This is a genomic window from Pararhizobium qamdonense (genome assembly GCF_029277445.1).
Classification (GTDB): domain Bacteria; phylum Pseudomonadota; class Alphaproteobacteria; order Rhizobiales; family Rhizobiaceae; genus Pararhizobium; species Pararhizobium qamdonense.
In genome coordinates this window covers 1,276,877-1,296,498 of sequence record NZ_CP119566.1, presented here as the reverse complement: position 1 = coordinate 1,296,498, position 19,622 = coordinate 1,276,877, and the positions used below count along the sequence as shown (strand labels likewise).

At 59.3% G+C, this 19,622-nt stretch carries 24 protein-coding genes; 7 read left to right on the top strand and 17 right to left on the bottom strand.

Translation table 11 applies throughout. From position 1 onward, the window contains the following. Window positions 1–137 precede the first annotated feature (137 nt). From tolB to tolQ, 4 genes are read right to left on the bottom strand one after another with little or no spacing between them, the layout of a single operon-like run. On the bottom strand, window positions 138–1,442 hold the full coding sequence (gene tolB / locus PYR65_RS06175) for a Tol-Pal system beta propeller repeat protein TolB (protein ID WP_060639422.1): 1,305 nt from the start codon (window positions 1,440–1,442) through the stop codon (window positions 138–140). 38 nt (window positions 1,443–1,480) lie between these two features. Then, a complete protein-coding gene (locus PYR65_RS06170; protein ID WP_276120325.1) occupies window positions 1,481–2,548 on the bottom strand; it encodes a hypothetical protein in 1,068 nt (355 codons plus the stop codon). 10 nt (window positions 2,549–2,558) lie between these two features. Beyond that, entirely contained in the window at window positions 2,559–3,020 is a 462-nt protein-coding gene (gene tolR / locus PYR65_RS06165; protein WP_060639420.1) for a protein TolR, read from the bottom strand. Between the two features lie 47 nt (window positions 3,021–3,067). Then, entirely contained in the window at window positions 3,068–3,787 is a 720-nt protein-coding gene (gene tolQ, locus PYR65_RS06160) for a protein TolQ (RefSeq protein WP_060639419.1), read from the bottom strand. 322 nt (window positions 3,788–4,109) lie between these two features. Between tolQ and PYR65_RS06155 the strand changes: the two genes are divergently transcribed. The 3 genes from PYR65_RS06155 to ligD are packed head-to-tail and all read left to right on the top strand — an operon-like array spanning window position 4,110 to window position 7,919. After that, window positions 4,110–4,382: a hypothetical protein gene (locus PYR65_RS06155; protein WP_060639586.1), complete on the top strand. Its 273-nt coding sequence runs from the start codon at window positions 4,110–4,112 to the stop codon at window positions 4,380–4,382. A 42-nt stretch (window positions 4,383–4,424) separates the two neighbouring features. Then, on the top strand, window positions 4,425–5,297 hold the full coding sequence (ku, locus tag PYR65_RS06150) for a non-homologous end joining protein Ku (protein WP_276120324.1): 873 nt from the start codon (window positions 4,425–4,427) through the stop codon (window positions 5,295–5,297). 9 nt (window positions 5,298–5,306) lie between these two features. Continuing rightward, on the top strand, window positions 5,307–7,919 hold the full coding sequence (ligD, locus tag PYR65_RS06145) for a DNA ligase D (RefSeq protein ID WP_276120323.1): 2,613 nt from the start codon (window positions 5,307–5,309) through the stop codon (window positions 7,917–7,919). 2 nt (window positions 7,920–7,921) lie between these two features. On the opposite strand, the gene ybgC is transcribed toward ligD, so the two are convergent. After that, entirely contained in the window at window positions 7,922–8,365 is a 444-nt protein-coding gene (ybgC, locus tag PYR65_RS06140; RefSeq protein WP_276120322.1) for a tol-pal system-associated acyl-CoA thioesterase, read from the bottom strand. Between the two features lie 125 nt (window positions 8,366–8,490). Here ybgC and PYR65_RS06135 point away from each other — a divergent pair, with 125 nt between their 5' ends. From PYR65_RS06135 to PYR65_RS06125, 3 genes are read left to right on the top strand one after another with little or no spacing between them, the layout of a single operon-like run. Further along, window positions 8,491–9,711, top strand: coding sequence for an NAD-dependent epimerase/dehydratase family protein (locus PYR65_RS06135; protein ID WP_276120321.1), 1,221 nt, complete (start codon window positions 8,491–8,493; stop codon window positions 9,709–9,711). Beyond that, complete coding sequence (locus PYR65_RS06130) at window positions 9,708–10,610, top strand: glycosyltransferase (RefSeq protein WP_276120319.1); 903 nt, start codon at window positions 9,708–9,710, stop codon at window positions 10,608–10,610. The genes PYR65_RS06135 and PYR65_RS06130 overlap by 4 nt, the downstream gene beginning before the upstream one ends. Before the next feature lie 13 nt (window positions 10,611–10,623). After that, a complete protein-coding gene (locus PYR65_RS06125) occupies window positions 10,624–11,511 on the top strand; it encodes an NAD-dependent epimerase/dehydratase family protein (protein ID WP_276120318.1) in 888 nt (295 codons plus the stop codon). 39 nt (window positions 11,512–11,550) lie between these two features. Here PYR65_RS06125 and PYR65_RS06120 read toward each other — a convergent pair whose 3' ends face one another. From PYR65_RS06120 to ruvC, 9 genes are all read right to left on the bottom strand, one after another. Next, window positions 11,551–12,060 (bottom strand): NUDIX hydrolase, encoded by a 510-nt coding sequence (locus PYR65_RS06120; RefSeq protein ID WP_276120317.1) that lies wholly within the window; start codon window positions 12,058–12,060, stop codon window positions 11,551–11,553. Between the two features lie 3 nt (window positions 12,061–12,063). Beyond that, window positions 12,064–12,936, bottom strand: coding sequence for a metallophosphoesterase (locus PYR65_RS06115; protein WP_276120316.1), 873 nt, complete (start codon window positions 12,934–12,936; stop codon window positions 12,064–12,066). Beyond that, window positions 12,937–13,977: a Holliday junction branch migration DNA helicase RuvB gene (gene ruvB / locus PYR65_RS06110; RefSeq protein ID WP_276120315.1), complete on the bottom strand. Its 1,041-nt coding sequence runs from the start codon at window positions 13,975–13,977 to the stop codon at window positions 12,937–12,939. After that, entirely contained in the window at window positions 13,974–14,378 is a 405-nt protein-coding gene (locus PYR65_RS06105; RefSeq protein WP_276120314.1) for a PIN domain-containing protein, read from the bottom strand. The genes ruvB and PYR65_RS06105 overlap by 4 nt, the downstream gene beginning before the upstream one ends. Then, window positions 14,378–14,620, bottom strand: a complete 243-nt coding sequence (locus tag PYR65_RS06100; protein WP_276120313.1) for an AbrB/MazE/SpoVT family DNA-binding domain-containing protein — start codon at window positions 14,618–14,620, stop codon at window positions 14,378–14,380. The genes PYR65_RS06105 and PYR65_RS06100 overlap by 1 nt, the downstream gene beginning before the upstream one ends. A gap of 100 nt (window positions 14,621–14,720) precedes the next feature. Then, a complete protein-coding gene (gene ruvA, locus PYR65_RS06095; RefSeq protein ID WP_276120312.1) occupies window positions 14,721–15,338 on the bottom strand; it encodes a Holliday junction branch migration protein RuvA in 618 nt (205 codons plus the stop codon). Window positions 15,339–15,395: 57 nt separating this feature from the next. Next, entirely contained in the window at window positions 15,396–15,809 is a 414-nt protein-coding gene (locus tag PYR65_RS06090; RefSeq protein ID WP_276120311.1) for a type II toxin-antitoxin system VapC family toxin, read from the bottom strand. Then, complete coding sequence (locus PYR65_RS06085; RefSeq protein WP_276120310.1) at window positions 15,809–16,057, bottom strand: AbrB/MazE/SpoVT family DNA-binding domain-containing protein; 249 nt, start codon at window positions 16,055–16,057, stop codon at window positions 15,809–15,811. Before PYR65_RS06085 ends, PYR65_RS06090 begins: the two co-directional genes overlap by 1 nt. A gap of 54 nt (window positions 16,058–16,111) precedes the next feature. Continuing rightward, window positions 16,112–16,624 carry a crossover junction endodeoxyribonuclease RuvC gene (gene ruvC, locus PYR65_RS06080; protein ID WP_276120981.1) on the bottom strand — a complete coding sequence of 171 codons (513 nt, stop codon included), beginning with the start codon at window positions 16,622–16,624 and terminating at the stop codon, window positions 16,112–16,114. Between the two features lie 173 nt (window positions 16,625–16,797). On the opposite strand from ruvC, the gene PYR65_RS06075 reads away from it, so the two are divergent. Beyond that, a complete protein-coding gene (locus PYR65_RS06075; protein ID WP_276120309.1) occupies window positions 16,798–17,799 on the top strand; it encodes an LLM class flavin-dependent oxidoreductase in 1,002 nt (333 codons plus the stop codon). Window positions 17,800–17,848: 49 nt separating this feature from the next. Here the strand turns inward: PYR65_RS06075 and PYR65_RS06070 are convergent, their stop codons facing one another. From PYR65_RS06070 to PYR65_RS06060, 3 genes are all read right to left on the bottom strand, one after another. Continuing rightward, window positions 17,849–18,205: a cupin domain-containing protein gene (locus tag PYR65_RS06070; RefSeq protein ID WP_276120308.1), complete on the bottom strand. Its 357-nt coding sequence runs from the start codon at window positions 18,203–18,205 to the stop codon at window positions 17,849–17,851. Window positions 18,206–18,297: 92 nt separating this feature from the next. Beyond that, window positions 18,298–19,044, bottom strand: coding sequence for a YebC/PmpR family DNA-binding transcriptional regulator (locus tag PYR65_RS06065; protein WP_037099910.1), 747 nt, complete (start codon window positions 19,042–19,044; stop codon window positions 18,298–18,300). 87 nt (window positions 19,045–19,131) lie between these two features. Then, window positions 19,132–19,611: a hypothetical protein gene (locus PYR65_RS06060; protein ID WP_276120307.1), complete on the bottom strand. Its 480-nt coding sequence runs from the start codon at window positions 19,609–19,611 to the stop codon at window positions 19,132–19,134. Between the last annotated feature and the right edge of the window lie 11 nt (window positions 19,612–19,622).

Here is a 19,622-nt window from a genome sequence, read left to right as displayed (position 1 = left end):
CGGTTAATCCCATTTCAACGAATATGGTTAACAGTTTGTCAAAATAGGCTTGTGGGCTTGCTAGATCAGTCCTTTGCGGCGAGAAAGCGGCAAATTTGCCATATTCCCCGCCGCACCGTCACAATGCTTTGAGAAGGCTATTCCAGAAGCGGCGACCAGGCCGGGTCGGAGGCGAAGCCCTTGGTCTGAACCAGCTGCTCGTTATAGCCGGTCAGATCGATCGAATAGAGCTGCGGGCCGCCGGCACCGGCATTCTGGCGGAAGAACATCAGGACGCGGCCATTCGGGGCCCAGGTCGGACCTTCATTGTGGAAGCCGGTCGTCAGGATGCGTTCGCCCGAACCATCCGGCTTCATCACGCCGATCGAGAACTTGCCGCCCGACTGCTTGGTGAAAGCGATCAGATCCCCGCGTGGCGACCAGACCGGTGTGGAATAGGAGCCGTCGCCAAACGAGATGCGGTTCTGTCCGCCGCCACCGGCGCTCATGACATAAAGCTGCTGACGGCCGCCCCGGTCGCTTTCGAACACGATCTGGCTGCCATCCGGCGAATAGGACGGCGAGGTATCGATCGCTGCCGTCGAGGTCAGCCGCGTCGTGGTGCGCGAGCGCAGGTCCATCGTGTAAATGTTGGCGTTGCCGTCCTGCTGCAGGCTCATGATGACCCGCTGGCCATCCGGCGAGAAGCGCGGTGCAAAGGTCATGCCGGGGAAATTGCCGACCACTTCGCGCTGTCCGGTTTCAAGCTGCAGCAGATAGACGCGCGGCTCGTTGCCTTCAAACGACATATAGGTGATTTCCTGCTTGTTCGGCGAAAAACGCGGCGTCAGCACGATATCGTTGGAATTGGTGATGCCGCGCGCATTTGCGCCATCCTGGTCCATGATGGCCAGCTGCCGCTTGCGTGCCGTCTTCGGGCCGCTTTCGGCGACATAGACGATACGTGTATCGAAATAGCCCTTTTCACCGGTGATCTGCTCATAGATCGCATCGGCGATGATATGAGCGACACGGCGCCAGTTTTCCGGCTGGGTGAAGAACTGCTGGCCTGCCATCTGCTGGCCGGCAAAGCTGTCCCACAGACGGAACTCGGCCTTCAGGCGGCCGTCGCCTTCCTGGGTGACGCGGCCGGTGACCAGCGCCTGCGCGTTGATGACCTTCCAGTCCTCAAAACGCGGAGCCGCATCCGGATTGGTGATTTTTTCGATGAAGGCCGTCTTGGCGATCGGCGCAAACAGGCCGGAGCGCTTCAGGTCGGCGGCCACCACGTCGGAAATCTTCTGGCCCAGTTCACCCTGCAGAAAGTCAGTGACGGCGATTGGCAAAGGCTCGACATTGCCCTTGTTGATATTGATTTCCACGCGCGCATGAGCGGGTGCGACCACAAGGGTGACCATCGTCGCCAGCGCGATTAGAAAACGGAAGGGGTTGCGTTTCAACATTGTAACGGAGCCTTTCAGCCATTCATTCGTGTGATGTTCTAAAGCATGGCGCTAGGATCGAAATTAACGACCACTTCGCTCCAAGAATCGTATTTGTCGGCAGGCAGGTTATCGAACGGCGCAGACTTCATGATCGCCCGCCGCACGCTGCCCTCGAAGGTGCGCCGCGCCGCATCCGTGCCGCCGGATGCAACCACTTCAGGCCGCCCGACGATGCCGCCATTCTTGTCGAGCTGCATCGTCACCGTGATCGTCAGACCTTCGGCGCCGGAAATACCCGCAACGACGGACCAGTTGTTTTCGATCCGGCCCCGCAGCGCGTCCATTTCGCTGGCGGACAGCGTATTGCCGGTGGTTTTTTTCGCGCCGAGCGAAGCCGTTTCGGTGGAACGCTTCTTGCCGCCGCCGGACGAATCCTGCTTGTTGAGAAGCGCTGCCACCTGATCGGCGTCGAAGTCCGACTTCATGGCCGTCGATGTCTTCTTCTTTTCGGTCTTGTTTTCTTCGTTCTTGCGATCGGGCGTCTTGGCCGTCTGCGCCGGCTGTTCGACCTTCGGCTTGGTCATCGGCGTCGGAACCTTGTCCGGCAGCGCTTCCGCATCCGGATTTTCCGCAGGCTTTTCCTCAGCTGGCGTCTCTGCCGGCTTCGGGTCCGGCTGAACCTCCTGCTTGGGCTCCGGCAAGGCGGCCACTTCGGTCGCAGGCTCGGATGCCGGCTTTTCTTCCGTCACCTCCGGCGTGTCTTCCTTCACCGGTTCCGGTGTCGGCAGCGGCTTTTCCTCAGCCTTGATCGCGCCGGTCGATTCCTTCTCGATCGGCTTGGATTCCGGTTTGGGCGGTGTTTTCAGATCGACGCTGTTATCGCCGACATTTTCACCATCGTTGATTTCGGCAGGCTTTTTCGTCGGAATGGGAGAAGGCTTTTCGGATTTCGGAGCCTTTTCGTCTCCCATCTGCAGCTGGGTCAGCTCTTCGACAGACACCATATCGACCGGAATGGACTCCATGCTGGAGACCTCGAACGATTTGGGGCTGCCAAGCGACACCAGCGCCCAGGTCAGAACCAGGCCATGCAGCACAGCGGATGTGATGAGACTGCTCTTCATCGTAAGCGCTCTACTGGCCCTTCTGCGGCTGGGTGACGAGACCGATATTCTTGAAACCGGCTTCCTGGATACGCGCCATCACATCAGCAATCACGCCGTAAGGTGCTGTCGCATCGCCACGCACGAAGATGCGCTCGCTATAGCCCGTCGTGGCAATCGCCTCGAGCTTGGCCGCGACCTCTTCGACGGGGATCGGCGTTTCCTGCAGGAAGACCTGGCCGTCGGTCTTCACCGAAATCGTGATCGGCTGGGTTTCGGCATTCAGGGCCTTTGCCTGCGTTTCCGGCAGGTCGATCGGCACGCCGACCGTCATCATCGGGGCGGCAACCATGAAGATGATCAGGAGAACCAGCATGACGTCGACGAACGGCGTCACGTTGATCTCGCTCATGACGCCCTTGCCGCCGCGGCCACTCCGGCCGCCACGGCGCCGGCCGCCACCCTTCGATCCACCTGCTGCTGACATACCCATGGTCTATCTCCGTCTTCGTGCCGCTCAGGCTTTTGACACTGCGGCCGTCACTGCGCCGCTTGGCGCGGCTGCAGCTTTTCATCGATCTGGCGCGAAAGAATGGCCGAGAATTCGTCGGCGAACCCTTCCATGCGAGCGGTCAGCTTGCCGGCATCGGCGGAGAACTTGTTGTAGGCGATAACCGCCGGGATAGCGGCGAGAAGTCCGATTGCGGTGGCCAGAAGTGCCTCGGCAATACCGGGAGCCACGACCGCAAGGTTGGTCGATTTCGAACCCGCGATCGCCTGAAACGACGTCATGATACCGACAACGGTCCCGAACAGGCCAACGAACGGGCCGGCCGAACCGATCGTTGCGAGCGACCCGAGCCGCGATTCCAGCGCTTCTGCCTCACGCGACAGCGTCACGTCCATGGCGCGGTCGATACGCATCTGCAGGCCGATCGGCGAGCGGGCGCCGCGCTCAAACGACTTCTTCCATTCGCGCATGGCCGAGACGAAGATCGCTCCCATGCCCGAGGTCGTGCGGTCGGACAATGTCCGGTAAAGCTCTTCCAGCGACTGACCGGACCAGAACACCTGTTCAAAGGCATCCAGCTGGCGGCGCACCTTGCCGAATTTCAGCGACTTGTCGACAACGATCGCCCAGGTCCAGATCGAGGCGCCAATCAGTCCCAGCATGACGAGCTTCACCACGAAGCCCGCCTCCATGAATAGCGACCACAGCGTTACGTCTGTCGTTGCCGCAGCCAATCCAACCTGTTCCATAGTCTCAAATCCCCGAATCCAAACGCCCGGCAAGAGCAGTCTCATGCTCACAGCCAGGGTGCTCAAACGTCATTGTTGCAAAATTGACCCGGCAGCCGCCGATAACCAGCGTCATGCCGATCTTTAAGCTTCCTGTCTGCCTTCTTGCGTTCAATCTTGGTGAAAGGATGACGTGCACTGCACAAAACCCTAATATCGGCATTAAGACATCATTATGGTTAAGAGAGTCTTACTATACTGCACTGCAGTGACATCTTGGCGAAGACTTGCCTCCAGGACACGCGCATCCGGAACATTCCCTACCCCACCGCGTTAGATGGCCATGAGCACCATCACGCCCAAAAAACCGTCCAAGCGCTCCCCGCCGGCGCATTTCGATCATCGCGATCGTCTCATCCTTGCGTTGTATGCGCAGCTGAAGGCGGAGCGCGAGACGCGCGAGGCTTTGGAATGGGCGATCGAGAACAGTGCGATCTCGCCGGAAGTCTTGCAGGCCATGGTCTCCGACCCCGTTCCCGTGATTACCAGCGAAGATGTGGCGGCCCTTGAACGCCTTTTGGCACGCGACACGGATGCAAAGAATATTCCGCACTGAACAGAGTACGGACTGACCCCGTTTAAGGGAAAAGGTGGACACATGGTATCGCGTGCATTGTGGAAAGGGCAGCTTCGCCTTTCCCTGGTTTCCATCCCCGTCGAAGTCTTCAGCGCCACCAAGACCGGCGCACGCTTTGCCTTCCGTCAAATCCATGAGCCCTCCGGCAAGCCTGTTCACTATGACAAGGTTGTCGATGGCATCGGACCGGTCGATACCGACGAGATCGTAAAGGGCTACGAATATGAAAGCGGCAAATATGTGCTGCTTGAGCCCGAGGAAATCGACGCCGTCAAACTTGAGACCAAGAAGACGCTGGAACTCGTACAGTTCGTCGATGCCTCCGAAATTTCGCCGATCTACTATGACAAGCCCTATTACGTCGTTCCCTCCGACGATCTGGCCGAGGATGCCTATCGGATGGTGCGCGATGCGCTGCGCAAATCCGGCAAGGTGGGGCTTGGACAACTGACGCTGCGCGGGCGCGAATATATCGCCGCCATCAAGCCCTGCGGTGACGGTCTTCTCCTGGAGACGCTTCACTATGCCGACGAACTGCGCAAGGCCGATCCGATGTTTCACGGCCTGTCCGGCAAGACCTCCGACGACGACCTGCTTGAGGTCGCAACAGCATTGATCAACAAGAAGACGGCTCCCTTCGATGCCACCACCTTCAAGGACAATTATTCGACCGCGCTGAAGGATCTTGTTCAACGGAAGCTCAAGGGCAAGAAGGCGAAGATCGAAGTCGATGACGAGGAAGACACCGGCAAACGCGGCGATAACGTCGTCGATCTGATGTCGGCATTGAAGAAGAGCCTTGAGGGCGGCGGCGAGAAGGCTTCGGGCACCAAGGCCGCACCCAAGAAAGCGCCCCCGAAGAAAGCCGCCACCCCTAAGAAAAAATCCGCCTGAGGCACCGCCATGGCCGAGCATCACGATCAGCTGTCCGAATATAACCGCAAGCGCGACTTCTCAAAAACTGCGGAGCCGAAGGGCGCGGCGAAAACCGCCAAGGCTGGCAAGCTTTTCCTGGTGCAGAAGCACGATGCCACCCGGTTGCACTATGATTTCCGGCTGGAATGGAAAGGTGTTTTGAAAAGCTGGGCGGTGACGCGGGGGCCAAGCATCAATCCGGAAGACAAGCGGCTTGCCGTGCGCACCGAAGATCATCCCATGGCTTATGGCGATTTCGAGGGGACGATCCCGAAGAAGCAATATGGCGGCGGAACGGTGATGCTGTGGGATACCGGCTGGTGGGAGCCGGACAATGACCCCGACGAGGGCCTGAAGGAAGGCAAACTGAAATTCCACATCCACGGTCAGCGCATGCATGGCGGCTGGACGCTGGTGCGGATGAAACCGCGCAATGGCGAAAAGCGCGAAAACTGGCTGCTGATCAAGGAGCATGACGAGGACACCGGCGAGGACGGCGAAAGCATTCTGACCGAAAACCTGACCAGTGTGAAAACCGGACGTTCGATGGAAGAGATCGCCTCCGGCGAGGGCGAAAAGAAGGCCCACATCTGGGAATCGGACAAAAGTGCCGCCGCAAACGTCAAGGCAGGCGCGATTGCCGAAGAAAAACCCGACCCTCAGGGCGAGCGAAAACGCTCCGGCAAAGCGCCCGCCTTCGTTAAGCCGCAACTTGCAACCCTCACCGCCGACGCACCGGCCGGCGGCGACTGGCTGAATGAAGCCAAGTTCGACGGCTACCGTTTGCTGGTCTCCATCGGCAAACAGGGCGTCACCTGCTTCACGCGCACGGGTCTCGACTGGACCGAAAAATTTCCAGACATTGCCAACGGTTTTGCGCAACTGGATTGCGACACGGCCTTGATCGATGGAGAAGCGGTCGCCGCCTCGCAGGAAGGCTCGAAATTCTCCGCCCTGCAGAAGGCGATCAAGACGGGAGGCGAAACCCGGTTTTATGGTTTTGACCTGCTGCACCTGAATGGCAAGGATTTGCGCAAGGCGCCGCTGATCGAGCGCAAGGAGGCGCTGAGAACTCTTTTGGACACGCTGGGAACAAGCCGGGCGATCCAGTATAGCGAGCACGTGCGCGGCAATGGCGAAAAGGTGTTTCAGGCCATGTGCAAGGCGGGCCAGGAAGGCATCATCGCCAAGAAGGCCGATGCCCCCTACCGCGAAGGACGCGTGGGCAGCTGGCTGAAGATCAAATGCACGAGACGGCAGGAATTCGTCATCGGCGGCTATTCGCCGTCCGACAAACGCGGCCGCGCCTTCGCCTCGCTCCTGGTTGGCGCCTATGAAGGCGACAAGTTCGTCTATCAGGGCCGCGTCGGCACCGGCTTCGATGAGGACACCATGGCGGATTTCGCCAGCCGCTTCTCCAAGCTCAAGCGCAAGACGTCGCCCTTTGATACAGTGCCGAACGAAATCGCCCGTGATGCGGTCTGGCTGACGCCGGAGCTTGTCGCCGAAGTAGATTTCGCCGAATTTACCGATGACGGTCATATCCGTCATGGGGCCTTTCAGGGCCTGCGCGAGGACAAGGAGGCTTCTGCCGTGACGCCAGAGACGAAGAAACCAGCACCCAAGCCTGCGCAGACCAAAACCGAGGCGAAGACCGAGCCGGCAGCGGAGAAGAAGCGCCCCACACGCAGGCAAAAGGATGCCGACGGCGATGTGCTCGGCATCCGTATCACCCATGCCGACCGGCTGCTGTTTTCCGATCCGGATATCACCAAGATCGACCTTGCGCGGTACTACGGCGTGATTGCCGATCGCATGTTGCCCTTCGCCGCCAATCATCCCGCATCGATCCTGCGCTGCCCGCAGGGGCCGGATCATCAGTGTTTCTACCAGAAACATGCCGGCGACGGCTTTCCCGACGAGATCCATCAGGTCCCGATCGAGGAGTCCGACGGGGATATGGCCAATTATCTCTACGTCAATGATGCCAAAGGCCTGGTCGCCGCCGTGCAGATGGGCACGATCGAGCTGCATATCTGGGGATCGACCATCGACAAGCTCGACGCCGCCGACCGGCTTGTCTTCGACCTCGACCCGGATCCGAGCGTCACGTTCGAAACCGTCAAGCAGGCGGCGGTGTCGCTTAAAAGCGCGCTGGAAGAGATTGGCTTGAAGTCGGTGGCCATGGTCTCCGGCGGCAAGGGCATCCATGTCATCGTGCCGCTATCCCGCCGCGCACCATGGGCTGATGCCAAGGCCTTCGCCAAGGGCCTTTCAGCGAGGATCGCCGATAATGATCCCGATCATTACATCGCCACCATGTCGAAGGCCAAGCGCAAGGGCCGCATCTTCATCGACTGGCTGCGCAACGAGCGCGGCTCCACTGCGGTTGCCCCCTATTCGGTGCGCGCCCGCGCCAACGGCCCGGTCGCCACGCCCGTAAGCTGGGACGAACTGGACGAACTTGAGGCTGCGAACGGCTTTCATATCCCCGATATTCTGGAGCGCCTGGAAAGCGGCAAAGACCCCTGGGCGGACGCCAAGGACTGGAAACAGAGCCTGACAAAGGCCATGCTGAAGGCTGTTGACGCCGACGGCTGACGTCAGCTTTCCCCAAGAAACCTCTTGCCGAGCGCCTCCGGCAACCGGCGCGGACGGCCCTGCCCGTTGATGACGGCGATGATCACCTTGGCTGCGATCAACAGCGTACCCTCCCGGCGGATTTCCTGGGCGAGCACCATTTTGGCACCTCCCGCCTTTTCCGTCGCCGTGGTGATCGTCAGGATATCGTCCATGCGCGCCGGCTGCTTGAAATCGATCTCCATCCGGTGGACGACGAAGACCAGGCCTTCGCTATCCCCCGCGATTGCCAGCGTCGCCTGCTCGACACCCAGGAGCCGCAGGTAATCCGTGCGCGCCCGCTCCATGAAATGCAGGTACCGGGCGTGGTAGACGACGCCGGAAAAATCGGTGTCCTCGTAGTAGACACGCTGTAGCAGCCGGTGTCCGGCATCCGTCAGCTCGCCGGAAAGCGCAATCAAAGTCATCCGCAGCCTCGCAAAATTATTCTTTTTTCTGTGCAGGAACCAAACGGGTTTTGCAAGCATTGCAGGTTTGTCACAATGTTCTCCTATCACCGGCGCATGACTTCGATCCCACAGGAGATTGGCGCATGAAAATTGCAGTCCTTGGCGGTGACGGCTTTGTCGGTTGGCCGACAGCCCTGCATCTGTCCGATGCCGGACATGACATCCACATTCTCGACAACCTGTCCCGCCGCTGGATCGATACCGAGCTTGGGGTCCAGTCGTTAACCCCCATGGACAGCATTCAGGAACGCACGCGCATCTGGCATGCGCAGACCGGACGGCGTATCCATTTTCACCTGATCGATCTCGCCCGCGACTATGAGCTCTTGAAAAACTGGCTTGCGGAAAACCGCCCGGACGCCGTCATCCATTTCGCCGAGCAGCGGGCCGCACCCTATTCGATGAAGAGCGACCGTCACAAGAATTACACGGTCAACAACAACGTCAATGCCACCCATAACCTGTTGAACGCCATGGTCGAGATCGGCCTCGATGCGCATCTGGTCCATCTTGGTACCATGGGCGTCTATGGATATTCCACCGTCGGCGCGGCGATCCCGGAAGGCTATCTTCCGGTGGGCATCGAAACCGAAAGCGGGGAAACGGCAAAGCAGGATATCCTCTACCCCGCCAATCCCGGCTCGATCTACCACATGACCAAATGTCTCGATCAGCTGCTGTTCCAGTTTTACGCCAAGAATGACGCGCTGCGGATCACCGACCTGCACCAGGGCATCGTCTGGGGCACCCATACCGAACAGACCCGCCGCCATGAACAGTTGATCAACCGCTTCGATTATGATGGCGACTATGGCACTGTGCTCAACCGCTTCCTCATTCAGGCGGCGATCGGATATCCGCTGACCGTGCATGGTACCGGCGGCCAGACGCGCGCCTTCATTCACATCCAGGATTCGGTCCGCTGCATCGAGCTGGCGCTGAAAAACCCGCCGCAGCGCGGCGCCCGCGTCGAGATCTTCAACCAGATGACCGAAACGCACCGGGTCCGCGATCTCGCCGAAATGATCGCCGGCCTTACCGGTTCCGAGATTGCCTGGCTGCCCAATCCGCGCAAGGAAGCGGCCGAAAACGATCTGGTCGTGCGCAACGAAAAATTCCGCCAGCTGGGCCTCAATCCGATCACGCTGCAGGACGGTCTGCTGGAAGAAATCGTCGATGTCGGCAAGAAATACGCCTACCGCGTCGATCGCAGCCGCGTGCCGGCCGTTTCCGCCTGGACCAAGGACATCGCCGCCAAGATTAATCATGATCCGGAAGGAAGAAGGCTGAAATCGGTTTCATGACGCAGCCAGGAATTGCTTCCAATGGCATCGCGCCTTCCGGCTCTGCCGGATCGCGGCACGCCTTCGTGACGCTGGTGACGAATGCGGATTATGCGATGGGCGCAACCGCACTTGCCCGTTCAATCCGACGAACCGGGGCGCAAGCCGATATCGTCGTTCTGCACACGGGCGGCGTCCCAGAATACGCGCTGGCGCCGCTCGCGCAGTTCGGCTGCCGTTTCGCCGCGACCGAATTGCTGCCACTCTCGGACGCTTTCAACGCGCGGCATGCCCGGACGTCGCTGCACAGCGCAGCCCCTTTTACCAAGGGTCGCAAACCTGACTTTCACTCGCCACTCGACAATTTCTGCAAGCTGAGACTGTGGCAGCTGACCGAATATGAGCACTGCATCTTCATCGATGCCGATGCGCTGGTCTTGAAAAACATCGACCGCTATTTCGGCTATCCGGAATTTTCGGCGGCACCCAATGTCTATGAAAGCCTTGCCGATTTTCACCGGCTGAACTCCGGGGTCTTCGTTGCAACACCGAGCCTTCAGACATTCGAAAACATGCTGGCAAAGCTCGATACACCCGATGCCTTCTGGCCACGCACCGACCAGACATTTCTGCAGAATTTTTTCACAGATTGGCATGGCCTGCCTGTCACGATGAATATGCTGCAATATGTCTGGCTCAACATGCCGGACCTTTGGGATTGGCCATCGATCGGCGTGCTGCATTACCAATATGAAAAACCGTGGGAAAAGGATCATCCCAAAGCCGAAAGACTGCGACCGCTGATCAATCTCTGGCATGCTTTCCTGACCGGCGACGCTATCCCGGAGATTGCCGCATTGCCAAAACCGGCCAAGCCCAATCCCGGTAAGCCCAATCCGGACATATCAGGCCCGAAGTGACATCAGGAAGCTCATGACACGCGTTCTCGTTTCCGGCGGCACCGGCTATGCCGGCCGCTTCATTGTCGAGCACCTGCTGGCCAATGGCTACAAAGTCACCGTCGGCGGCCGCACCGCGCCGGAGCCTGGTTTCTTCTCAAAGGATGTCGCCTTCGTGCCCCTGCGGCTCGATCCCGATGCTGACCAGATCGAGGCTTTCGATCACGTCTATTATTTCGTCCATGCCGCCTTCGATCACCTTCCCGGATACTACCGGGGCGGTGAAGGCGACGATCCGCAAGGGTTCCGCCGCGCCAATCTCGACGGCACGGTGCGGCTTTTTGAGACTGCCCGCGATGCCGGCGTGCGCCGCTGCGTTTTCCTCTCCAGCCGCGCCGCCTACGGACCGCAACCGCCTGGAACGGTTCTGAAAGAGGATATGCACGGCAAGCCTGATACGCTTTATGGCGAGGTCAAGCTGCAGGCCGAGCGCAGTCTCTTGTCCCTCTGCGGCCACGGCTTCGTTACCGCAAGCCTGCGCGCAACCGGCATCTATGGCCCCGCAGGCGCCGGACAGCGGCAGAAATGGGCGGGACTTTTCGAGGACTATCTTGCCGGCAAGCCTGTTCCGGTCAGGGACAGCACCGAAGTCCATGGCGACGACGTCGCCCGCGCCGTGCGGCTGATGCTGGAAACAGACACCGTGCAGATCAACGGCGAAACCTTCAACGTCTCCGATCTCTCGACCGACACCCATGAAATCCTGTCGATCCTCCAGCACCTCGCGCACTGTCCGCACCCTCTGCCGCCCGCCGGCGATCAGGCGGCGTTAAACCCGATGGGCACCTGCAAGATTGAGGCACTGGGCTGGAAGCCGGGCGGCCTGGAGCTGCTGCGGGAAACGATAGGGCAGTTGGTTTAGCTCTGGTCTAGCCCAACAGATCCCAGCCCACGCCGTGATCTACCGTTCAGGATTACCGTCATCCCAGATGATATGGACCGGCGACGGCGGCAGGTGCTCAATCTGTTCGGCGATGAAATAGGGCGGAATATCGAGCGCCGTCAGCGCTGCTCTGGTCGCCTTTACCCATTTGAATTCAAGATCGCTCCTGCCATCCCGCAGGCGATGAACGATCTCGCTTTGATGAAAGGGAAAATGTTCCGGGATTTCCATTTCGTAATAGAAACCGATCTCATGATAGTCCCGGTCCTCGTAGCGGAAGAAGTTTTCTACCGTCCAGAGCATGCGGCCAACGCGGACCTCGACGCCCAGTTCCTCGATCATCTCGCGCTTCAGCGTTTCCACCGAGGTCTCGCCGATCTCGGCTCGCCCACCCGGGAACGTCCAGAAATTCTCATGTGTTGCCCGATGCACCAGAACATTGCCATCGCGAAACCCAAGCCCGGCGATGCGGAAATTGAACCGTTTTCCCTGCGGTCCATCCATCCGGATCATCTTGCGTTTGGGCATGAACTATCCGAGTTCGACAATAACGATTTCCGGCGGTGAGCCGAAGCGGACTGGCATGATCGAGCAGCCGAGCCCGCCCGAAACGATCAGATTGCGGCCGTCTTCCACCACATGGCCGTAGGCGTAACGGTTACGGAAGCGCGATGGTACGACAGGCGAGTAGCCGAACAGACGGATCTGCCCGCCATGCGTATGCCCCGACAGAGTCACGGCCACCCTGTCCGGCACCTCTGGAAAAACGTCCGGCTCATGCGCCATCAGGATAACGGGCGCCTCGTCCGTGACCTGCGCCAGGGTTCCCGGCAGATCGTCAAGGCCGATGCGCGGTCCGATCTGATCGGCAAGGCCCGCCAGCCAAAACCCTTGGCCATCCTTCTCAAAACGGGTCGCCCGGTTCTCGTACACTGGCACGTTGATCGAGGCCAGCGCCTTATGCACGATCGTCGGCCCCGCGCCCGCGATCATCGCGTCGGGGTCGTCGATCCAATCATGGTTTCCCATCACCGCGTGAACGCCAAGAGGCGCTGCAAGGCGGGCAAGCTCGCCTGCCCATTCGCTTGAGGTGACCCGGTGACCTCCCATCCGCATTCCCGACAGAAAATCGCCCAACAGGAGGATCATGTCGCCATTCAGCGCATTCGCCTGCGCACAGATATCGCCGATCCGGCGGGGAGACATAAACGGTCTGCAGGCATGGATATCAGCCAGGATCACCAGCCGCAGCTTCAGCCCGGCCGGCCAATTCTCCGGCATCAGATGGTAGCGAACGATGCGCGGCCGTCCCACAGGCTCTATTCCCACGGCATAGGCACCGGACGCCACGCCCGACAACAACAGCGCGCCGAGCGTTCGCACAAAACCGCGCCGCGTCAACACTCAATCATCCTCTTGGAACAGACGGAACTGCGTGGCTTCCAGATCCTTCGGCACCTGCAGTCCGAGGTGTTTCCAGGCGTTTGCAGTTAAAATACGCCCGCGCGGCGTGCGCTGGATGAAGCCCTGCTGGATCATATAGGGCTCGATAATATCCTCGATCGCATCGCGCGGCTCCGACAGCCCCGCCGCAATGGTCTCGATCCCGACCGGGCCGCCACCGAAATTGAGCGCGATCATCGTAAGGTAGCGCTTGTCGAGTTGATCAAGGCCCATATTATCGACCAGAAGCCGCGTCAGCGCCTCGTCGGCAATCTGCTTGGTGACGGCTTCGGCCTTTGCCACCTCTGCGAAATCCCGCACCCGGCGTAAAAGCCGCCCGGCAATCCGCGGCGTGCCGCGCGCACGGCGGGCAATTTCGCGCGCGCCGTCATCAGTAATACCAAGCCCCATCAACCGGGCGCCACGGCGAACGATCGATTCCAGTTCCTCCACCGTATAAAAATTCAGCCGCACCGGGATGCCGAAGCGATCACGCAACGGCGTCGTCAAAAGCCCGAGCCTTGTGGTGGCCGCAACCAGCGTGAATTTCGACAGGTCGATCTTCACCGACCGTGCTGCCGGTCCCTCGCCGATGATCAGATCCAGCTGGAAATCCTCCATCGCCGGATAGAGAATTTCTTCTACGGCCGGGTTCAACCGGTGGATTTCATCGATGAACAGCACATCGCGATCCTCGAGATTGGTCAAAAGTGCTGCAAGATCCCCCGCCTTGGCGATTACCGGGCCGGATGTCGACCGGAAATTGACACCGAGTTCCTTGGCCATGATCTGCGCCAGCGTGGTCTTGCCCAGGCCGGGCGGGCCAACGAACAACACATGATCCAGCGCCTCGCCCCTATTCTTCGCCGCCTCGATGAACACTTTCAGATTGGCACGCGCTTCCGCCTGGCCGGTAAACTCGTCCAGCGATTGCGGCCGCAACGTCGTATCGAGGTCCTCGCCGCGCTTTTCCGGTGTGATCAAACGTGCGGCATCGGTCATGCGAGAAGTTCCATTCCGGGGACTGTTTTGGCGGCTTTCGCGTCGAAAGTGATGGTGTGTGCGCAGTCCGAAAGCCGGTTCAATTCACCAATCAGCGCATCGGATATATCTGCGCCCAAAAGTCTCGATATAGTGATTGCATTGCCGACGATTTCGTATTGGTCAATTTCCAGATCGCTCCGCTCCAGAAGCGCCTGGGCCAGTGCCAAAAGCTGAGGCTTCTGGTAGCCGTATTGTCTGCTCAGTGTCCACAACGTCTCAATCAGCACGACGATATTGATGAAAAATACATCGCCATCCTCAAGCGTCGAGACCAATCGCGCAACGGACGCATATTGCTTGGCATCATCCTTCACAAAGAGACGCACCAGAATGTTGGTATCCACGCCGATGCGCGCCATCACTCAGCGTCTGCCGGCCGCATGGAACCTACCACATGTTCGGATGCTCCGCCGGCTGCTGCTTCCGACAAATCGTCAATCGTCGCACCTGCTCCGTATGGCGGCTTGCCCAATATGCCGGCCAAGTCGGCAAAACTCTTGTTGCGGGGAATAACGATCATTTCACCGTCGCGCACCCACACATAGCATTTATCGCCGGGCTTGATGTTCAGCGCGTCACGCACCGCCTTCGGTACGGTCATCTGACCTTTTGACGTAATCGTCGCATGATGTCCCATCATAGACCCCAACCAAAATCCTTACTTTTCTAAAATAGTAAGGCGGCGCACGGAAAGCAACACACTATCGCGCCAGTTCCTTCAACCCCAAGCGGATGAGCTTCGCACTATCCAGCCCCTCGCCGCCATTCTTCAACGCCGCCGCGACCGCATTGGCAGCCTGGTCGCGCGAGTAACCGAGATTGCTGAGCGCCGACACCGCATCCGACACCGGCGCAGAGGCGACGCCTTCGCCAAGCTCCTGCTTCAATCCGATATTGGCGCCTGCCTCACCTGCAAAGGCCGGTGCCTTGTTTTTGAGTTCGGTGACGATGCGCACGGCAACCTTCGGGCCAACCCCCGGTGCGCGCGAGACGGCGGTCTTGTCCTGCAATGCGATGGCATTGGCCAGTTCGCCCGGCGTCAACACGGAGAGAACCGCAAGCGCCACCTTGGAGCCAACACCCTGCACGCTCTGCAGCAACCGGAACCATTCCCGCTCCAGCGCCGACAGGAAGCCGAACAGCCGCAACTGGTCTTCGCGGACATAGGTCTCGATGAACAGCACGACGGCCTCACCGGACGACCCGATCTTCGACAGTGTCCTTGACGAGCAATGGGCGACATAGCCGACCCCATGCACATCCACCACGACATGGTCGTCACCGATCTCGTCGATCGTTCCCTTGAGCTTGCCGATCATGGCGCGCAATCCTTATTGGGTATGGCCTTCGTAGGTATGGTTTTCATAGTCTGGCCGTCATGGATGAGTTTCCGGCGTGATCAGTTCGACGGAGGGGAAATAGAGTTTGTATCGCGAGGGATCGCGGGTCAAAATTCGGTAGCCACGCACGGCCGCATGGGCGCCAATATAAAAATCCGGCAGGGGCGACCGTTTATCCCCGCCTGATTTCCGGTACCGTAGAAACGCCTGTCCAGCGGCGTGCGCGGCTTCCCATGGCAAATCCTCCCGCTGAAAGGCAGACGGCGAAAGGACCGCATCCAGGGTTGACGCAAGCACAAAGCCTGCGGCCATTTCGGCATAGATCAATGGGTTGATGACAACCGAGCCGTCGCGCTTGGCATCCGCCAACCGCAGCGCTGACCAATCTTCAAACGGACTGCCTATGTGAAACACATCGATCAGGACATTTGTATCGACCAATGTCGCCATCAGTCCCTCAACAGCCGGTAAAATTCATCTCCGTCCATGCCGCCCAGATTCATCGAGCCCTTATGACGGTTCAGATGATCGGAAAATTCTTGGACTGAACGTTCAACAACTGCCTGAGCCGGCTCGATACGGCGCAGCACCGCCTCGTTTCCTTTGAGAACGAACTCCACGCTCGCCCCGGGCTGGATGCCGAGATTCGACCGTACATTCTTCGGAATGGTCACCTGACCTTTTTCTGTTACACGCATAGTAATACCTCTGAGGTATTACTTATACGAAACACAGAACAAGTCAAGAACAAACTATCCCGCCAATGCCGCCATGCGCATCCGGGCACCGCCGCGATTATGCGCATGGCAGATAGCGATCGCCAAGGCGTCGGCGGCATCATTGCCTTTGAATTCCGCTTTCGGCATCAAAATCTTCAGCATCATATGAATCTGCTGCTTTTCGCCATGACCAACGCCGATCACCGCTTTTTTCACCGCATTTGGTGCATATTCGGCTACTTGCAGACCGGCTCGGGCCGGAACAAGCATAGCGATGCCGCGTGCCTGGCCGAGCTTCAGCGTTGCCACGGCGTCCTTGTTGACGAAGGTCTGTTCGACCGCTGCCTCGTCAGGCTTGTGCGTGTGGATGACATCGACCAGACCGTCGTGCAACTGGCAAAGCCGCGACGCTAGATCCATATCGCCATCCGAGGTGACGGTGCCAGACGCCACGAAGCGCAGGGAGTTGCCGAGCGTATCGATAATACCCCAGCCGGTGCGGCGCAGGCCTGGATCGATGCCGATGATACGAATCGTGTTGTGCATGGTCGGAAGCTTAATACTCATGCCCGGACGCTGCCAGCAAAATGTGAACAAACCAAAAACATCCGCCACGATTTGACGTCGCCGGTTCAATCACGTTTCATTGCCAGGCTTGGATTTACGGAATTCGATCTTACATAGGCTTCTATCAGTTCCATTCATCGAAGGCTTTTCCCATGGTGCCCTTTTCGATCCTCGACCTTTCCCCAATCACGCAAGGGTCGACCACCTCCCAAGCCCTGCAGAATTCCCGCCGCCTCGCGCAGGAAGCGGAAGCCTCCGGCTACAAGCGCTTCTGGCTGGCTGAGCATCACGGCATGAAGGGGATCGCCAGTGCAGCAACCGCGATCGTCATTTCGCATGTGGCGGCCGGCACCAAGACGATCCGTGTCGGCTCCGGCGGCATCATGCTGCCCAACCATTCGCCGCTGGTGATCGCCGAACAATTCGGGACGCTCGCAGCGCTCTATCCCGGCCGCGTCGATCTCGGCCTTGGCCGCGCGCCGGGAACCGATATGCGTACGGCATCCGCACTTCGCCGCAACATGGAGGCGAGCGCCAACAATTTCCCCAATGACGTCGTCGAGTTGCAGGCCTTGCTCGGCCCCATCAAGGACGGTCAGGACCTGATTGCGGTGCCTGGCGCCGACAGCAATGTGCCGATCTGGCTGCTCGGCTCCAGCCATTTCAGCGCCCATCTCGCCGGCATGCTCGGACTGCCCTTCGCCTTTGCCTCGCATTTCGCCCCGGACATGCTGTTGTCGGCACTGGAAATCTACCGCGAGCGTTTCGAGCCGTCGCAATATCTCGATCAACCCTATGCCATGGTCGGCATCATGGGGGTCGCTGCCGATACGGATAAGGAGGCCAGTCACCTCTTCACCTCGATGCAGCAATCCTTCGTCGCTCTACGGCGCAATGCCCGCGGCCAGTTTCCGCCGCCGGTGGAAACGATGGATGGCCTGTGGAGTGACAACGAGCAGATCTTCGTCGATCACGCCATGACCTATGCGGTCGTCGGCGGGCCGGAGACCATCAAGACGAAGCTCGACGGGTTCATCGACCAGACGGATGCCGACGAGGTGATCGTTTCCATGCCTATTTTCGACATGGATGCCCGGCTGAAATCGGTGCGTTTGTTTGCGGATGCCCAGCAACGGCTGGCCAATGCGGCATAAAAAATAACCCCGGAAAACATTCCGGGGTAGCTATCACCTTAGTCTGAGATCAGGCCGAAACCTTGAAATCAAAATGCTTGCGCACCGTTTCGAGGATTTCCCAGGTTCCTTTGAAATCCGCCTCGACGACAAAGGCATCGCCCGCAGAAACCGTAACGGGCGTGCCGCCATCCGGCGTGATGATGATCTTGCCGGCGATCATGTGCACGAATTCATAGGCCGTGTAGGTGGCGTGATAGGTGCCGGGCGTTGCTTCCCAATAGCCTGAGACCATCGAGCCATCCGAAGACGTGTGCAGCGCCCAGGTCTTCATCGACGGCGTGCCGGACACGACAACCCAGCCATCCAATGTTGCCGGATCGCCGTCGGCGGGCGTGGGTGCCGCAAGTTTCGTCACTGTCTGCATATCAACATCCTCTCGAAAAGAGGCGAGCTTAGAGCGCTTCTGCCGGAACCGGCTGGCCAATTCCGACAGGCGATGACGCTGACCGGGGCAATTTAAGCCGAAAGCTTGGCCATCACTTCGTCGGAGACTTCGAAGTTGGTGTAGACGTTCTGCACGTCGTCATCATCTTCAAGCGTGTCGATCAGCTTCATCAGCGACTGGGCGCGCTCTTCATCGACGGGCACAGTATTCTGGGCCTTCCAGATCGCCTTGACGGTATCGGCTTCGCCGAGCGTTGCTTCCAGCGCCTTGGAGACATCGCCAATATCCTCAAAGCCGCAGATGATGAAGTGACCGTCCTCGTCAGTCGTCACGTCCTCGGCACCGGCTTCGATTGCCGCTTCCATCACCGTGTCGGCATCGCCGGCGGACAGCTTGTAGGAAATTTCGCCGACGCGATCGAACGAGAAGGAGACAGAGCCGGTTTCACCCAGCGCGCCGCCGGCCTTGGTAAAGGTCGAGCGGACATTGGACGCCGTGCGGTTGCGGTTGTCAGTCAGGGCCTCGACGATGACGGCGACGCCGCCCGGGCCATACCCTTCATAGCGGACTTCTTCATAGTTCTCGCCGTCGGCACCAGAGCCCTTCTTGATGGCGCGCTCGATATTGTCCTTCGGCATCGACTGTGCCTTGGCATTCTGGATCGCCAGGCGCAGGCGCGCGTTCATGGTCGGATCGGGCAGGCCGCCCTTGACCGCAACGGTAATTTCACGCGCAAGCTTGGAGAACATTTTCGACCGCACGGCATCCTGACGGCCCTTGCGGTGCATGATGTTTTTGAACTGTGAATGGCCGGCCATGGCGCCCTCTTCTCATGCTAGTCATGTTTGGAATTGGGCGCCTTATAGTTTCATTGGCGCTTTGCGTCCAGAAGGGCCGGCTTTTTTTCAGTTGGCGGCCAGCCGCTTGCGGCTGAGAAAGAACGAATGGCCATCGTTTCGTTCGCAGGACAGGCCCGTTCGCGTCGAAAGACACGAAAAAGGTCCGGCAGACCAGGTCTGACCATAGTCGAGCACCGGCCCCGCTGAACAGCAGCTCGGGTCCCCGACATCATGGGCAAGACGGGCAGCGCCCTTGCGGGATAAAGTGGCACGGACATAACGCGGCTCGACGCGGTCGCAGGCAAGCTCCGGCCCGCCATCGGCAGGCTGATAGACATCAGTGCCGCCTTCGGGCGTATAGATGCAACCGATATTGCCGGACGGCAGCACGAATTCTTCCTGGCGGCCGACTGTCTTCGTCTCCGGTACGGTGACGGGCGTCTTGCCGCCTTCTGCAGCGGGAAGCCGCGGCGGCGGAGCACCTTGTGCCAGAACCGTAGATATCATCGAGAAAACGGCAAGAAGGCAGGCTGCGAGACATTTCATTCCAGGAATCC

Bases quoted from the DNA above. Each gene is read 5' to 3' on its own strand.
- tolB (WP_060639422.1), bottom strand. From the start codon at position 1,442: ATGTTGAAACGCAACCCCTTCCGTTTTCTAATCGCGCTGGCGACGATG.
- PYR65_RS06170 (WP_276120325.1), bottom strand. From the start codon at position 2,548: ATGAAGAGCAGTCTCATCACATCCGCTGTGCTGCATGGCCTGGTTCTG.
- tolR (WP_060639420.1), bottom strand. From the start codon at position 3,020: ATGGGTATGTCAGCAGCAGGTGGATCGAAGGGTGGCGGCCGGCGCCGT.
- tolQ (WP_060639419.1), bottom strand. From the start codon at position 3,787: ATGGAACAGGTTGGATTGGCTGCGGCAACGACAGACGTAACGCTGTGG.
- PYR65_RS06155 (WP_060639586.1), top strand. From the start codon at position 4,110: ATGAGCACCATCACGCCCAAAAAACCGTCCAAGCGCTCCCCGCCGGCG.
- ku (WP_276120324.1), top strand. From the start codon at position 4,425: ATGGTATCGCGTGCATTGTGGAAAGGGCAGCTTCGCCTTTCCCTGGTT.
- ligD (WP_276120323.1), top strand. From the start codon at position 5,307: ATGGCCGAGCATCACGATCAGCTGTCCGAATATAACCGCAAGCGCGAC.
- ybgC (WP_276120322.1), bottom strand. From the start codon at position 8,365: ATGACTTTGATTGCGCTTTCCGGCGAGCTGACGGATGCCGGACACCGG.
- PYR65_RS06135 (WP_276120321.1), top strand. From the start codon at position 8,491: ATGAAAATTGCAGTCCTTGGCGGTGACGGCTTTGTCGGTTGGCCGACA.
- PYR65_RS06130 (WP_276120319.1), top strand. From the start codon at position 9,708: ATGACGCAGCCAGGAATTGCTTCCAATGGCATCGCGCCTTCCGGCTCT.
- PYR65_RS06125 (WP_276120318.1), top strand. From the start codon at position 10,624: ATGACACGCGTTCTCGTTTCCGGCGGCACCGGCTATGCCGGCCGCTTC.
- PYR65_RS06120 (WP_276120317.1), bottom strand. From the start codon at position 12,060: ATGCCCAAACGCAAGATGATCCGGATGGATGGACCGCAGGGAAAACGG.
- ruvB (WP_276120315.1), bottom strand. From the start codon at position 13,977: ATGACCGATGCCGCACGTTTGATCACACCGGAAAAGCGCGGCGAGGAC.
- PYR65_RS06105 (WP_276120314.1), bottom strand. From the start codon at position 14,378: ATGGCGCGCATCGGCGTGGATACCAACATTCTGGTGCGTCTCTTTGTG.
- PYR65_RS06100 (WP_276120313.1), bottom strand. From the start codon at position 14,620: ATGACCGTACCGAAGGCGGTGCGTGACGCGCTGAACATCAAGCCCGGC.
- ruvA (WP_276120312.1), bottom strand. From the start codon at position 15,338: ATGATCGGCAAGCTCAAGGGAACGATCGACGAGATCGGTGACGACCAT.
- PYR65_RS06090 (WP_276120311.1), bottom strand. From the start codon at position 15,809: ATGGCGACATTGGTCGATACAAATGTCCTGATCGATGTGTTTCACATA.
- PYR65_RS06085 (WP_276120310.1), bottom strand. From the start codon at position 16,057: ATGCGTGTAACAGAAAAAGGTCAGGTGACCATTCCGAAGAATGTACGG.
- ruvC (WP_276120981.1), bottom strand. From the start codon at position 16,624: ATGCACAACACGATTCGTATCATCGGCATCGATCCAGGCCTGCGCCGC.
- PYR65_RS06075 (WP_276120309.1), top strand. From the start codon at position 16,798: ATGGTGCCCTTTTCGATCCTCGACCTTTCCCCAATCACGCAAGGGTCG.
- PYR65_RS06070 (WP_276120308.1), bottom strand. From the start codon at position 18,205: ATGCAGACAGTGACGAAACTTGCGGCACCCACGCCCGCCGACGGCGAT.
- PYR65_RS06065 (WP_037099910.1), bottom strand. From the start codon at position 19,044: ATGGCCGGCCATTCACAGTTCAAAAACATCATGCACCGCAAGGGCCGT.
- PYR65_RS06060 (WP_276120307.1), bottom strand. From the start codon at position 19,611: ATGAAATGTCTCGCAGCCTGCCTTCTTGCCGTTTTCTCGATGATATCT.